Source organism: Acinetobacter sp. (assembly GCF_036659555.1).
GTDB lineage: Bacteria > Pseudomonadota > Gammaproteobacteria > Pseudomonadales > Moraxellaceae > Acinetobacter.
The window spans coordinates 1-14,947 of the sequence record NZ_JAVXCI010000058.1; the positions used below are offsets into that span (position 1 = coordinate 1).

The following is a 14,947-nucleotide window of genomic DNA, read 5'->3' on the forward strand; positions in this document are numbered from 1 at the left end:
AGAACGCATACGTTTTGCAATAGGAAGATTATCTAAAGCAGTTTGTAAAATTTGCGGCAGTAAAACGTCAAGGCTTTGGCCTTTCACGTCTTTTAGGTAGCAGACTTTTTCAACTTTACCGGCTTGGAAGGTTGAAACTTGATCCGCAGTAATGCCTTGACCGCGCATAAAGCCTTCAAGCGCTTTGCTTGGTTTACCTTCCGCATCATAAGCCGCTTGTACCGCAGGGCCATCAAAACGTTTTTGCGTATCTGCTTGAGCACCATCGACATTAATGATTTTCAATGCCAAACGGCGAGGTGCTGCATAGGCTTCAATTGCTTCAAAAGCCAAGCCTGCATCTTTTAAGCCTTTTACAGTTTCAGCTTGCAATGCATCACGTAAAGTTTTTAAGTTTTTGGGTGGAAGTTCTTCACAGCCAAGTTCAAATAAAACGGTATGTTTAGACATTATTTGTTCTCCGCTGATTTTTCTGCTTGAGCCGCTTCCGCTTCAACCTGAGCTTTCAGTTGAGCTAAAACTTCATCACGTAAATGCGGTTCTGCCATTGGGAAACCAAGCTTGGCACGAGCAGCCACATAACTTTGTGCAATTGAACGTGCCAAAGTACGTACACGTAAAATATAGCGTTGACGCTCAGTCACAGAAATCGCACCACGTGCATCGAGCAAGTTAAAGCTGTGCGATGCTTTAATCACTTGTTCATACGCAGGAAGTGGAAGTTCAGCTTCCATTAAGCGAGTTGCTTCAGCTTCATAGAAATCGAATAATTCAAACATTTTTTCAACGTTGGCATATTCAAAGTTATAGGTCGATTGCTCAACTTCATTTTGATGGAATACATCGCCATAAGTCACAGTGCCGAATTGACCTTTGGTCCAAACAAGATCGTAAACTGAATCGACACCTTGTAAGTACATGGCCAAACGTTCAAGACCGTAAGTGATTTCACCTGTTACTGGGTAACATTCAACACCACCGACTTGTTGGAAGTAAGTAAACTGAGTCACTTCCATACCGTTGAGCCAAACTTCCCAACCTAAGCCCCATGCGCCGAGTGTTGGAGATTCCCAGTTGTCTTCTACGAAACGAATATCGTGAGTGAGGGTATCAATACCAATGGCTTCTAACGAGTCTAGGTAAAGCTGCTGGATGTTGTCCGGGTTCGGTTTCAGCACCACCTGAAACTGGTAGTAGTGCTGCAGGCGGTTCGGGTTTTCACCGTAGCGGCCGTCTTTCGGGCGGCGTGAAGGCTGCACATAAGCCGCGTTCCAGGTTTCAGGCCCTAAAGCGCGAAGGAAAGTTGCTGTGTGGAATGTCCCTGCGCCCATTTCCATGTCGTATGGCTGCAAAATGACGCAGCCTTGTTCAGCCCAATAGTTTTGCAAGGCAAGAATTAAGCCTTGGAAGGTATCAATATGCGATATGGCGCGACTCATGGTCATCCACTTAAAATTAGAGAAAAATTGGCTCTAAGTATAAGGATTTTGCAGGGGAGTGGCAAAGTTTCTGTACAAAATACATAGGTGTAATTTTAGCGCTGGATTTTATTGTCCGCGTGAAGGCTTAAGTTCGCCAGCATGATTCTTTTATGGCTTCTTAAACTCAGAAAAATAAAAAAACTTGCTGTAGGTAAAATGAAAAATAAGAGCAGTATCAGCAGGTTAAAAGCTGCTAAAAAATCATTGGGCTGAGATAGGCAATAAAAGCTGAAAAAACCGAATATTGCAGCTAAAGCAATGCTGAAGAGGTGAAACTTATGAAAATGCTGCAGTACTAAAAAATAGATCAGGAGCGGGATATAGATAAAACATGAATAGAATAAAAAGGCTGGAATGATCAGCATGAACAGGCCCAGGGAAAGATTGATATCAGTCATGAGCTAGTTAAAGATTGCGGCAAATAATAGGCCAGTAAAAACAAGAAATAATCCAGCGATTGGTGCGAGCTAAATTCACGGCAATTCTTTTTTTACTTTGCTGTAATGGCTGAAAGAGCCGCTCAATCATTTGCTTTATTTTGATTTGGATGGCTGTTTTTATTAATTTTAATAATATCAAAATATTATGGAATTAAAAAGCACTTATAGGTGTTGGGCTGAAAGCGCATGATGCGCCAACTTCAGCAATAATCACGGGAATTTCTTTGGGCATGCCTGTGTGGCCAGCAATCACGGCAAATACAGGAATGGGCAATGCTGCTGATGCGCTGAGGCCAGCCGATGATCAAAAGTAAATGCGGTTAAAATGGCTTTAGTGATAATTAAAAGGTATAAAATAAATACACCTTAATGAGCCGCGGCTTTATAATTGCCGCACCCGTTAAAACAGCATGCAAGGCAAACCGTGTTTCACTCAAAAGCAGACTGGCTGAATACGCTTAAACCCAACTTTAAAGTTTTACCCTTAAAAGAGCGCCTGCTCTGCGGCCTAGGCGCGCTGATCGGGCTGGCGCTGTCATCCTTCATCAGCTGGCTGGCGCTGGGCGGTTTAAACGCATGGTACATTGCGCCGATGGGCGCTTCGTCGGTGCTGCTGTTCGCTGTGCCGGCCAGCCCGCTGGCGCAGCCGTGGAATATGGTGGTGGGCAATACCCTTGCCGGCGTGATCGGCGTCAGCTGCGCCATGCTGATTCCAAATCTGACTGGAGCTTTCAGCATCGCGGTGGCGCTGGCGATTATCCTGATGATGAGCACAGATTCGCTGCATCCGCCCAGCGGGGCCGTGGCGATCACCGCAGTGCTGGGCGGCAAGGCGGTGCATGATCTGGGCTATATGTTTGTGCTGTATCCAGTGCTGCTGAACTCAATGCTGCTGATGTTTGCGGCGGTTATCTTCAACCGCCTGCTGGGCAAGCAGTACCCGCAGAAAGCTCAGCTGAACCGCCGCACCGCCGGCCCAACTCCGACCCAGAAAGTCAGCATTCAGCCGCAGGATATTCAAAATGTGCTGGATCATCAAACCCAGCTTTTGGATATCAGCGACTACGACCTGCAGAAGATTATTTTAAAGGCGCAGGAAATCGCCAATGCGCGCGCAGTCAGCCAGTTCACCTGCCGGGACATTATGACCCGGCAGGTAATCTGCCTGCGCGCGGAAGACGATATTCAGTCTGCGCTGGAAAAATTCAAGCAGGTGAATTTAATGAGCCTGCCGGTGGTCAGCGATCTGGACCGGCTGGTCGGCACTTTGGCGCTGTATGATGTGGTGGAATGGTTCAAGCGCGCAGCCGATCCGAAAGCTTCCTGGGAAAATCATGTCTATCAGATTATGAATCATCAGGTGGTGACGGCGCAGCCGCAGCAGCCGATTCAGGACTTGGTGCCGTATTTTGTGGAGCGCTCTTTCAACTATATTCCGGTGGTGGAGCAGCAGCGCCTGACCGGCATCATCAGCCGCGCGGATATGATCGCCGCGCTGAATCAGCAGCTGAACCGGCTGCGTGAGCCCGGCTGAAGCGGGCAAAAAAAACTGCAGCATTTTGGGGAAAAGCTGCAGTGACCAAAAACAGGTCTAAGGGATTAATTCAACAGCGCCCGCCTGAGCCGCTGTCAGCGCAGCGGATCATCATTTACGGTGCGCACCGGCTTGCTGTAGCCTTGCGGGTTCTGAATGGCGGGCGCCTGCTTCGGCATAATCAGCCACAGCGCCAGATACACCAAAATTCCTGGAAAGGCAGCGCTCATGCAGGAAATAATCACAAAGATAATCCGCAGCAGATTTGCATTCCAGCCAAAACGTTCAGCAATACCGCCAATGACGCCAGCAATCATATTTGAGCGGTTGGAACGGTATAAACCAGCAGTGGCCATTCAAGCCTCCTTAAAAATAGAAATAGGGTGAATCAAATAATTTTCCTCATATTAAAAATGGTGACGCAGTTCTTGATTTAAAGGGGAAAATTCCGGAAAAAAGTTAAAATATGTAAAAGGCGCAGAAAAGCGCGCCTTTCAGGCCGGCGCCTGAATTTCCAGCGCGGACAATGCGGTCTGTAAAATATTTTCGGCAGGAACTGTGCAGGGCTTCTCGTTAATGATTACAATGTCAGCGGAGCCCCCAATAGCAAAAAGATCAGGCGGTATTGGCAAATTATGGAATGTGCTGCGTCAAAATACTTCATCAATTCAATCAGCTGCATGGCTGCGGTCTGTGCTGGAAGCCTGCTTGCAGGATGCAGCCAGCAGGCAGCCCCGCCGCCGCAGGAGCAGCCGGCGCCGCAGCCTGCTGCGGTATCGGTTGCGGATGCAAATAGCCGCATGCCTGCACAGGAGCGCCATCCTAAAACGGCGGACGCCGCCGGCAGCCGGCATGCTGTGCCGGGCAGCCCGGTTCCGGCTTATGCCCGGAATTTTATCGGGCGCTATCATGCCAATATTCCATGCGAAGATGATTTTGTGTCCTGTGAACAGGGCGCTGCGGAATTCATTTTAAATCTGCTGCCGGACGGCACCGTGCACCGCAGCATCATTCATTACGGCAAAGTCTTCACAGACAGAAATGCAACGGCTGGCGGCGATGGCGCCTACCGCAAAGACACCTGGACAGTGAACCTGGAGCAGACCGAATTAACCGTGCACCGCAAGGAAGGGGTGAATTTCTACTACCGGATTGAAGATCCAAACCGGCTGGTGATGGATGTGGAAAAGATCCGCAATGACCATCAGGCGAAAAATAAGGAAATGTTCGCAAAAGGCTATCCGCAGCCGGCGCGGGCGTATCAGCTGATCCGGAATGCGCATTCAAAATAACTGGGCGGATTTGGCCCATGGATGCCGGCTGCTGTTCTTCCGGCGAAGCGGGTTTTAAAATGCAACTGTAAGCCCGGCATAAAAAATGCGGAAACAGTTTTGGATAGCGGGTCAGAAGCGGCGGTGCGCCGTATCTTGAGGTGAAGCTTGCGGCTGTCATTTCGCTTCCGGTGCGGAAGGAAGAAGCCTGAAGAGAGTGGTGGGTCGTCCGCGACTCGAACGCGGGACCAATAGATTAAAAGTCTACTGCTCTACCAACTGAGCTAACGACCCAACAGGGATATCAAACTGAATTGATTATAGTCTAAAATTAAATTTTAGATAGATGGTGGGTCGTCCGCGACTCGAACGCGGGACCAATAGATTAAAAGTCTACTGCTCTACCAACTGAGCTAACGACCCATCTGTGGCATCAAGGAAATGGTGGGTCGTCCGCGACTCGAACGCGGGACCAATAGATTAAAAGTCTACTGCTCTACCAACTGAGCTAACGACCCTGAACCTGCACTCAGGCTTAGCCCGAATGCGCAGCGCAAGAAAAAATTTCCAGCACCACTTCGTTTGATGGAGCGTATTGTAGCAAGATCTCATTCAAGCGCAAGCAAAAAAACATAAACTTGCTTTTGTTTGATTATAAATCCAACAAAACCGCCTGCTTTAAGGCTAAAACAGGCGGTTATTCCGCTTAAAAGCGGTATTTATAGGCTTGAATATTGTCAAAAATCTCCGCGGTCAAATCGCAGTAGGCCGCGCTGTTCGGCAGTAGCACCAGCAGGCGCTCATCGGTTGCATTGGGGTTAAACGCCTGTTCTTTCAGCTTGCTTTTCTGATATTTGAAGGTGCCGGTGGTTTCGGCCTGCTGCTGTACGCGCAGGAACAGCGGCACGGCATAGGCCGGCAGGCATTTTCTGAATTCGGCCGCCATTTTGCCGCAGTCCGCTTCATTCAGCGCGGCGCCGTCGGCCAGCGTGATGGCTGCCATGCCGGCGCGGCCGTTGGTATGCGGGATTTCCACGCCGTAGACCACGGCTTCGGCAATTTTCTCATATTCGCTGAGCGCGTTTTCCACTTCGGTGGTTGACACATTTTCGCCTTTCCAGCGGAAAGTGTCGCCTAAGCGGTCGACAAACTGCGCATGGCGGAAGCCGATATCGCGCACCAGGTCGCCGGTGTTGAAGTAGGCGTCGCCCTGCTTGAACAGGTCTTTAATGATGACGGCTTTGTTTTTTTCCGCATCGGTATAGCCGTCAAAGGGCGAGCGGCGGGTGATTTTGCCCACCAGCAGGCCGGTTTCGCCTTTTTTGACTTTAATGCACCAGCCTTCGGCATTGCGCACCGGCTCATTTTTCTCTTTGTCAAACTGGATGATGGCGTAGGGGGTTGGAGAAAAGCCGACAGTATTGTCAAAATTGAACACATTGCTGAAGCCGACATTGCCTTCGCTGGAGGCATACAGTTCCAGAACTTCTTCAATGCCGAAGCGCTGCTTGAATTTATTCCAGATATTCGGGCGCATGCCGTTGCCGATCATCTTTTTCACGCGGTGGCCTTTTTCCAGCGCAGACGGCGGCGCATCCATCAGGTAGCGGCACAGTTCGCCGACATAGCCGATGGCCGAAGCGTCAAATTTCTGCACGTCTTGCCAGAATGTGGAGGTGGAGTATTTGCGCCGGATGGCTAAAGCGGCGGCGCCGGCAATCACGCCGCACCAGCACACCACCGTGCCTGTCGCATGATACAGCGGCAGGGTCACGTACATGACATCATTGGGGTTCAGGTTCAGCACATGGCCATAGGTGCCGTAGGCTAAAGTCCAGCGGCTGTTGGTGAAAATCACCGCTTTGGGCAGGCCAGTGGTGCCGGAGGTGTAGATATAGAACAGGCCGTCCTTGCCTTTGACACTGTGTGTGGTTGGGGTGTTGAATGCCGGGAAGGGGTCAATGGCTTCGGCCAGATTGAGATAGCCCAGAGGCGCTTTTCCTGCGTCTGCGCGCGTGGCCTGATCGGCGAACCAGTAAAAGCGCTCTGCCGGCAGCTGCAGCTCCTGACGGACGTCATCTATAACCTGGCGGCATTCTTCGCCGGCAATGACCGCAATCGGGCTGACCAGATTGATGCTGTGCGCCAGCGCTTTGCCGCTTTGCGAGGTGTTCAGCAGGGCTGCGGTTACGCCGATTTTAGCCAAGGCGATAATCGAGGCAACCAGTTCAGGGCGGTTTTCAACCATGACCGCAATCACGTCGCCTTTTTGCGCGCCCAGCGCAAGGTAGTAATGGCCAATCTGGTTAGCCCATTCATTCAGTTCGGTATAGGTGAAGCGCTGATCTTCAAACAGCAGGGCATTGCCGTCCGGATTGCGCATGACGGCTTTTTCAAAAGCGATGCCCAGTCCGGCCGGGGTATTCGGGGTGCGCAGATAGGCCTGCTTCAGGCCGCTGAGCAGGCTGGGAACTTTGGCGATAAAGCCCGGAATTTTTGCTGCGACATCAGCAATTCCGATCAGATCGTGCTGGGTGGTTTGGTTCATGCTCATCCTATTTATTTTTCGTAATCCAATGCGTCTATTTGTTTGCAATAAGCTTTGCGGCAATTTGTACAATTGTCTTTTAATCGTTTCAGTCTAGTGCAATCAACCTAATCTGACGAAAGTAGCAAAAAAAATCCAGTCACCGAAATGACTGGATTTTTTTAATCAGCTGCAATTGAGCAAATGATTACTCAGCTGCCGGGCTGGCTTTTTTCGGCGGGCGGCCGCGCGGACGGCGCGGGCGTGCAGGCTTGTCTTTGTCCGCTTTCTGCTGTTCAGTTTCTTCGGATTCAGATTTTTCTGCATTATCAGATGTTTGAACATCAGCTGTTTCCCCAGCGTCTTGCGCTGCAGGCGCAGGCTGTTCGGCTGCGGCAGGCAATTCAGCTTCGGCCGGAAGCTCTGCTTGCACAGGCTCAGCTGCTGCTTCCGCTTGAGCTGCCGGTTCCGGGGCTTTTTCAGCCGCTAGAGTTTCAGCTGGCGCTTCTGCTGCCGGCTGCGGTACTGGAGCTTCAGCCTGCGCTGCTTCTTCAGCTTTTGCCGGCTCTTCTGCATGCGCCTGTTTCGCCTGTTCCAGCGCCTGCTTCGCCAGGCGGCGGCGTTCACGCGGATCATTGGCTACACGGCTGTCCGATGCCGGCTTAGGCGGCGTCAGGTCCAGCACAGGCGCCGGCTCAGCTTCCGGCGCAGATTTTGACACCGCCGCATCACGCGTAACCGGTTTCTTCTCTGCTTCAGCTGCGGCTGGCGCAGCCAGCGCCGCGGCATGCGCCTCGGTGAACTTCAGCAGCGCGCGGTTGAACGTCGGAATCAATCCAAACTGTTCAATCAGCACAGAGCAGTCGCTGCCGTAGACATGGCGGATCAGGCTGCCGACAGTGTGCTGCGCAAGCTCAGGCACCTGAGACGGCGCAATTTTAGGCGCTGCAGGCTGGCGCGCCTGCGCTTCGCGCTGCTGGCGGCGGCGCTGGCGCGGATCGTTGCTGGCGCGTGTGACCTGCTGCTGGCGCGGCTTCTGCTCTTCAGGCTTTTCCTGCGGTTTTGCAGGAGCGGCTTTGGCCGGCGCTTGCTCTTCTTTCACGGCTGGCGCAGCGGCTTTTTCCGGCTCAGCAGTCTGCGCTTGCGGCGCAAGGGCTATGATCTCGCTTTGCGCTTGATCAATATTCACCACCAGCGCTGTCGGCATGATTTCCTGACGCGGCGCATCTACCGTTTCAGCTTTTGGCTGGCGCGCCGGCGCTGCATTTTCTGCAGGCGCCTGTTTCGGCGCAGCCGCTTCATTCAGCACGCTTGGGTCGCGGTGGCGGTTCGGGCGGCTTGGGCGCGGGCTGTTGCGGTCGCGGCGCGGCACGGCAGCTTGCGGTTCATTGTTCTGAACGTCCTGCTGCTCACTGCTGTGCGGGCGGCGCGAGCTGCGCTTGTTTTCGCGCGCTTCCTGACGCTGTTCCTGGCGTGATACCTGAACAATTTCTTCATGCACTTGATGGGCTGCGCTTTCCTGCTGCTGCGCCTGCTCGCGGGGTTCTTTATGCTTATTGCGCGGCTTTTTATTGCTGCGCTGCGCTTTTTCGTCCTTGTCGGCTGCCAGCTTGTCCGCTTCGCGGCTTTCAGCTTTCAGCGCCACGCTGGAAGGCGTCAAGTAGGCATTATTGACAGGAACAGCTGCTGCTGCCGGCTGTACAGGGGCTGCCGCTGCGGCCGGAGCCGAAACCACTTGGCCCAGCTGGCCGCGGCTGACTGCGCCGCCATTGACCATTTGCTCAATGGCTGCCGCTGCATTGTTTGCAGTGCGCGCCTGATCAACTGTTGCTGCCTGCTTCTGCACAAACAGATTTTCCAGCCATGCGCATGGGCTTGAAGAAGCCTGTACCGGCGCCGCCGGGGCAGGCGCCTGCTGTGCAGGCTGCTGCTGGATTTTCTGCCTTCTTTGGCCTTTTTCCTGCGGCTGCGCCGGGGCCTGCGCGGCTTGATCCTGCTCTAAATGCCATTCGGCCGCTTCGTAGCCCAGCTCTTTTTCGCTGGAGCGGGTCGCTTCGGTGCGTTCATAGCTGGTCGGCGCAAAGCCTTCAGGGTTATAGGAAATTTCGTAATGCGGGGTTTCTAAGTGCGGGTGAGGAAGCACAGTCACACGGACACCGGAGGTTTGTTCTAAGTAAACCAGGCTGTGGCGCTTTTCATTCAGCAGGAAGGCTGCAATTTCAACAGGAACTTCAACCTGAACTTCACCATGGCGCTCACGCAGGGCAATTTCTTCCACTTTGCGCATAATTGACAGTGAAAGCGAACGCAGGTCACGCACCATGCCGGTGCCGTGGCAGCGCGGGCAGACATAGCCTGTAGCTTCTTCAAGCGAAGGGCGCAGGCGCTGGCGGCTCATTTCCATCAGGCCGAAGCGTGACAGCTGGCCAAACTGAATGCGCGCGCGGTCGCTTTGCGTCGCTTCACGCAGTTTCGCTTCAACCATGCGCTGGTTGCGGTCTTTGGTCATGTCGATGAAATCGATCACTACCAGGCCGCCGATATCGCGCAGGCGCAGCTGGCGCGCGATTTCTTCGGCTGCTTCAAGGTTGGTGTTGAGCGCTGTGTCTTCAACGTCATGGCCGCGGGTTGATTTTGCAGAGTTGATGTCGATCGACACCAAGGCTTCTGTTTGGTCAATGACGATTGAACCGCCTGAAGGAAGCTTGACTTCACGTTCATAAGCCGTTTGGATTTGGCTTTCAATGCCGAAGTGAGCAAATAAAGGCTCATTCAGCGTATAGGTTTTTAATTTGTCGATTTGACGCGGCATCACGGCTTTAACAAAGTTGTAGGCTTCGTTATAGGCCTGCTCAGAGTCAATCAGGATTTCAGCAACGTCATCGCGCAGGTAGTCGCGGATGGCGCGGGTGACTACGCCGGCTTCCTGATGCACCAGCATTGGCGACGGGCCAGAGCTTGAAGTGCTTTGGATTTGCGCCCAAAGGTCCAGCAGGTGCTGCAGGTCCAGCTGCAGCTCTTCCTGCGAACGGCCGATGCCGGCGGTACGCACAATCACGCTCATGCCGCGCGGCACGCTGAGCGATGCCAGCATTTCTTTCAATTCGTCACGGACTGAACCGGAAATTTGACGGCTGATGCCGCCGCCTTTCGGGTTGTTCGGCATCAGCACCAGATAGCGCCCGGCCAGTGAAATGAAGGTGGAAAGGGCTGCGCCTTTATTGCCGCGCTCTTCTTTTTCCACCTGCACCAAAAGCTCTGTGCCTTCAGTGATCAGTTCGCGGATATTTGAAGTTTGGCGAGGGTCTGCCTTGTAGTAAGAATTTGCAATTTCCCGCATGGACAGGAAGCCTTGGCGGCCGGCGCCGTATTCTACAAACACAGCTTCCAGGGAAGGCTCTACGCGGGTGACGTGGCCTTTATAGATATTGGATTTTTTTTGCTCACGGGTACGATTCTCTAAGTCGAAATCGTAAAGACGCTGACCAGTGACAAGTGCAACGCGAATTTCTTCGGCATGTGTTGCATTAATCAACATACGTTTCATGGGTGTAACACCTAATAGCGATACACAACAAAACATCGCTATTCACGTAGCGAACACCATACATTAAGGATCAACACCCAGATCTCAAAATACTACAATTGTGGTCTGAGCTTTTTTACCGGCCTTTTTTGTTGGGCTTCGGTTTTTGATGTCCATATTGATGATGGCAATACGGCTTTAATCATGAGTTGATTAAAGTAACCTAAACGATTCACTGGCGGACAGACGGTGCATTGGATGTGAGTAACTTTCACTGTCACTTAGCTTAAAGATCATCTCTTCATTTACAGATAGAGTGTCTTGATACGGAATTATCATCGTATCAGTGCTTCATGTGCAGATCCAATACATCAACGTTGTAGCCTGAATGCGACTTTAGGACGCGACTTATCTGATGTGTATCAGTTTACGTTTAAAACCAACTTTTGGTTGGCGACATATTTTTTGCGGCAAACTGATTTATGTACCGAAATACAATTAAACGCAACAGTTTGCTTTTTTGCCGATATAATAAAGCCTTCGGCGTCGGCATATTCTTTAGGGACCTTTCCGTATTTAATGTGAATTGAGAAATTTAATATCGAACTCCAAAAAATTGAAGTTTTTAAATTTTTTCACACTAACGGTGGTATCCATGCGCTGACTATATCAAACCTTGCATCATCTGCCTATGGGTTAAGCTTACCTTTATTGGGTAAAGCATAGCCTAAGTGATCAGTTTTTAATCAATTTTAGTATTTTTTGGGTCATCGTAACTGTATGAATTCTACGCAACAATGGCAAAACGTCACTTGGTTTGAAGTGGATGAACATCAAGATGGACAACGCATCGATAATTTCCTGTTTAGTCGTCTGAAAGGTGTGCCAAAAAGCCGTATCTATCGTCTGATTCGTGAAGGCCAGGTTCGCGTTAATAAAAAACGCATTAAAGCAGAAACCAAACTCGCAATCGGTGACCAGATTCGCGTTGCGCCGATTCGCTATGAACAAAAAGATGAATCTGCTGCACCTGTTTCCGACAAAGTGGCACAAGGCTTATTGGCCCGTGTGATTTATGAAGATGAAGGTTTGATGGTCGTGAATAAACCTTCCGGGATTGCTGTGCATGGTGGTAGCGGTGTGGCCTATGGCCTGATTGAAGGCTTGCGTGCAGCGACTGGTAAAAAGTATCTGGAACTGATTCACCGGATTGACCGTGATACTTCCGGTTTGGTGATGATTTCTAAAAAGCGTAGCGTGTTGAAAACATTACAAGATATGTTACGTGAACATAAAATCAAAAAAACCTATGCGGCTGTGGTAAAAGGGCAGGTCAGTCTGGATAAACAGTTGATTGATGCACCTTTACATCGTTATGAGCTGGCCAATGGTGAACGTCGTGTCTGTGTGTCCCCGAAAGAAGGTAAAGAGTCTAAAACCCAGTGGAATGTGCAGGAACGTTTTATGCATGCCACACTGGTGTATGCATCTCCGCTTTCTGGTCGTACCCATCAGATTCGTGTTCATGGTTTGAGTATTGGCCATCCGTTAGTAGGCGATGAAAAGTATGGGCATGAAACAGAATATCGTGGGCCAAAACCACGCCGTTTGTGTTTACATGCAATGCGTCTGGACATTCCGGGCTATCCAGCAATTGAAGCACCATTGCCAGAAGATATGCAGAGTCTGGTGGCGCAGTTAAGAGCGCAGAAAGCGGATAAACCGGCTGCCCAATAAGGACTTATTTTTTCTTTTAATAAATTTAATCCACCCTCACCCTCCTTTGAAAAAGGAGGGAATTCCCCTATTTCTTAAAGATGAGGAACATTGTTCCGCAAGAGGGGAGATTAAATTTCGAAAGAATCCTCTCCCTAAGCAGCACTGCTGAGCAAGTCTCCTTCTTGCACGTCGTTTAAAGCAGTGCTTTAAACTCGTTCAGGAGAGGGAACGTTACTTATTAAAGAGCAATGTTGAATTAAAACTTCATTGATAATTCGACTTTATTGGTTCTTTTAATAAAGTCATTTGCTTAAGAATGAAAAAAAATCTCTCCTTGTAGGAGAGGGCTTCAAGACTGAATCAAATCTAGGAAATCTTTTATGAACTCACCTGTAAAATTGGTCATTTTCGATTGGGATGGCACTTTATTTGATTCAGTGGGTCAAATCGTGGCGAGTTTGCAGTTTGCCGCACAGCAGTTTCAGCAGCCGTTAACGGATGCAGATGCGAAAAGTATTATTGGACTGGGTTTACCTGAAGTTGCACAGCGTTTATTCCCGACAGTACCAGAATTACATACGGATATTTTGCAGGCTTATTCCGATCACTATGTTGCCAACTCATCAGGAGATTCCTGGTTTGAAGGCGTAGCGCACATGCTCGCAGATTTACAGCAGCAAGGCGTGAAGCTGGCAGTAGCCACAGGGAAAAGCCGTAAAGGTCTGGATCGTGTATTAAAACAGACGAACAGTGAAGAGCTGTTTGTGAGTACGCGCGCAGCCAGCGAAACCCATTCTAAACCTCATCCACTCATGTTAGAAGAAATTCTGGCGGAAACCGGTGTGCAGGCTGAACATGCGATTATGGTCGGTGATACGTCTTATGATCTGGAAATGGCGCAAAATATTGCCATGCCAAGCGTTGGGGTAAGTTATGGTGTGCATGAACCTGAACTTTTAGCACAATTTAATCCAGTCTGTATCGTGGATGATGTGGCTGCTTTGCATAGCGCTTTGTTGGCTAAAGTCCAATGGAAACAAGCAGTTTAATCCAGTATCTTGGTTGTAATGAAAAACAAGCAGTTCCCCGGTTTAAATTGGCTGGGGAATGCTGCAGATTTAAGCGCTGGTTCTTATCTTTTAGTCTAAAGTCGTAATTGTACTGATTTTATTCGGTCATATTATGGCAGTTATTTTGCTAAATAACGATGTGTTTTAAACAATAAGATTTTGTTTTATTTAATTTTTTATAAATTATTCTTATAGATAATAGCTATAGCAAAAAATAAAATAACTATTGGCACAAACGCCGGATTTTTCCCATCCTAAAACTGTTTATTCCTATGCTCGCTCTGAGAAAGGCAGTCCATGCGGATGATCAGCCTGATCATTTTCATATTTTCTGTCCCTCTTAGATGCCGGCATAAGCCTAATTTTTGCAGTTTAAGGAAACATTGATGTCGAATTCTGCTGTTGTTGAATCAGTTGCACAAGCACTTCGTAGCGCTGAATTATCACAAACTGCGATTGCACCGATTCGCCCGGAACTTGGCGGTGAAAGTGCTGACGTAGATATCGCCTATGCCGTTCAGGAAGTGAATACCGAGCGTGCTTTGTCTGAAGGTCGCCGTCTGGTGGGTCGCAAAATTGGTTTGACGTCTAAAGTCGTTCAAGCGCAACTGGGTGTAGATCAGCCGGATTTCGGTATGTTATTTGCCGATATGGCCTATGGCGATGGTGAAGCAATTCCAGCTGGCCTTCTGATTCAGCCGAAAGTTGAAGCAGAAATCGCATTGGTGATTAACCAGGATTTAACCAAAGAAAAACACACGTATGCAGACATTATCAGCGCAACTGATTATGCACTGCCTGCAATTGAAGTGGTCGATAGCCGTATCGAAAACTGGAAAATCAGCCTGATTGATACTGTGGCGGATAACGCATCTTCTGCTGCATTCGTTCTGGGCTCTAAGCCTGTCAAACTGGAAAACCTTGATCTTGTGAACTGCAAGATGGTCATGACACGTGGCGACGAAGTGGTTTCTCAAGGCGTGGGTAAAGCATGTCTGGCAAACCCGTTAAATGCTGCTGTGTGGCTGGCAGATGAAATGGTACGCCGTGGCCGTCCATTGCTAAAAGGCGACATTATTTTGACTGGTGCTTTGGGTCCAATGGTTGTAGCTCAGCCTGGCGACGAATTCAAAGTTGAAATTGAAGGCTTTGGTTCAGTAACAGCTGCTTTTGCTGCTGAATAAGGGAATACAAGAGAGTACATTCATGAAAAAGATTAAATGTGCATTGATCGGTCCAGGTAATATTGGTACTGATTTGCTTTATAAACTGCAACGCAGCGAATGGTTAGAACCAGTATGGATGGTGGGGATTGACCCAACTTCTGAAGGTCTAGCACGTGCAGCAAAAATGGGTTTAAAAACCACTGCTGAAGGCGT

10 protein-coding genes, 3 tRNA genes and 1 pseudogene are annotated in these 14,947 nt (G+C 49.8%); 6 read left to right on the top strand and 8 right to left on the bottom strand.

Features of this window, described 5'->3' with window-relative positions:
• A partial coding sequence (locus RSA72_RS09080; RefSeq protein ID WP_332633055.1) for a glycine--tRNA ligase subunit beta occupies positions 1-450 on the bottom strand: 450 nt, incomplete at its 3' end.
• Positions 450-1,439 carry a glycine--tRNA ligase subunit alpha gene (gene glyQ / locus RSA72_RS09085; RefSeq protein ID WP_004978878.1) on the bottom strand — a complete coding sequence of 330 codons (990 nt, stop codon included), beginning with the start codon at positions 1,437-1,439 and terminating at the stop codon, positions 450-452. The genes glyQ and RSA72_RS09080, both read right to left, overlap by 1 nt.
• A gap of 906 nt (positions 1,440-2,345) precedes the next feature.
• Here glyQ and RSA72_RS09090 point away from each other — a divergent pair.
• Positions 2,346-3,455, top strand: coding sequence for an HPP family protein (locus RSA72_RS09090; RefSeq protein ID WP_332623238.1), 1,110 nt, complete (start codon positions 2,346-2,348; stop codon positions 3,453-3,455).
• 95 nt (positions 3,456-3,550) lie between these two features.
• On the opposite strand, the gene RSA72_RS09095 is transcribed toward RSA72_RS09090, so the two are convergent.
• Positions 3,551-3,811, bottom strand: a complete 261-nt coding sequence (locus RSA72_RS09095; RefSeq protein WP_332623239.1) for a PspC domain-containing protein — start codon at positions 3,809-3,811, stop codon at positions 3,551-3,553.
• Positions 3,812-4,090: 279 nt separating this feature from the next.
• Between RSA72_RS09095 and RSA72_RS09100 the strand changes: the two genes are divergently transcribed.
• Positions 4,091-4,747, top strand: a complete 657-nt coding sequence (locus RSA72_RS09100; protein ID WP_332633057.1) for a hypothetical protein — start codon at positions 4,091-4,093, stop codon at positions 4,745-4,747.
• Positions 4,748-4,944: 197 nt separating this feature from the next.
• Here the strand turns inward: RSA72_RS09100 and RSA72_RS09105 are convergent.
• The 5 genes from RSA72_RS09105 to RSA72_RS09125 form a co-directional block, all read right to left on the bottom strand.
• A tRNA-Lys gene (locus RSA72_RS09105) sits at positions 4,945-5,020 on the bottom strand.
• 53 nt (positions 5,021-5,073) lie between these two features.
• Positions 5,074-5,149: transfer RNA gene (locus tag RSA72_RS09110), tRNA-Lys, on the bottom strand.
• Positions 5,150-5,168: 19 nt separating this feature from the next.
• Positions 5,169-5,244: transfer RNA gene (locus tag RSA72_RS09115), tRNA-Lys, on the bottom strand.
• 188 nt (positions 5,245-5,432) lie between these two features.
• Positions 5,433-7,274: a long-chain-acyl-CoA synthetase gene (locus RSA72_RS09120; protein WP_332623243.1), complete on the bottom strand. Its 1,842-nt coding sequence runs from the start codon at positions 7,272-7,274 to the stop codon at positions 5,433-5,435.
• 187 nt (positions 7,275-7,461) lie between these two features.
• A complete protein-coding gene (locus tag RSA72_RS09125; RefSeq protein ID WP_332623244.1) occupies positions 7,462-10,800 on the bottom strand; it encodes an Rne/Rng family ribonuclease in 3,339 nt (1,112 codons plus the stop codon).
• 759 nt (positions 10,801-11,559) lie between these two features.
• On the opposite strand from RSA72_RS09125, the gene RSA72_RS09130 reads away from it, so the two are divergent.
• The 4 genes and pseudogenes from RSA72_RS09130 to RSA72_RS09145 all read left to right on the top strand — a co-directional run.
• Positions 11,560-12,516 carry an RluA family pseudouridine synthase gene (locus RSA72_RS09130; RefSeq protein WP_004278531.1) on the top strand — a complete coding sequence of 319 codons (957 nt, stop codon included), beginning with the start codon at positions 11,560-11,562 and terminating at the stop codon, positions 12,514-12,516.
• Positions 12,517-12,878: 362 nt separating this feature from the next.
• Complete coding sequence (locus RSA72_RS09135) at positions 12,879-13,547, top strand: HAD-IA family hydrolase (RefSeq protein WP_005250564.1); 669 nt, start codon at positions 12,879-12,881, stop codon at positions 13,545-13,547.
• A gap of 407 nt (positions 13,548-13,954) precedes the next feature.
• On the top strand, positions 13,955-14,752 hold the full coding sequence (locus RSA72_RS09140; protein ID WP_332633064.1) for a 2-keto-4-pentenoate hydratase: 798 nt from the start codon (positions 13,955-13,957) through the stop codon (positions 14,750-14,752).
• Positions 14,753-14,774: 22 nt separating this feature from the next.
• Positions 14,775-14,947 (top strand): annotated as a pseudogene (locus tag RSA72_RS09145) (acetaldehyde dehydrogenase (acetylating)); the annotation flags it as partial.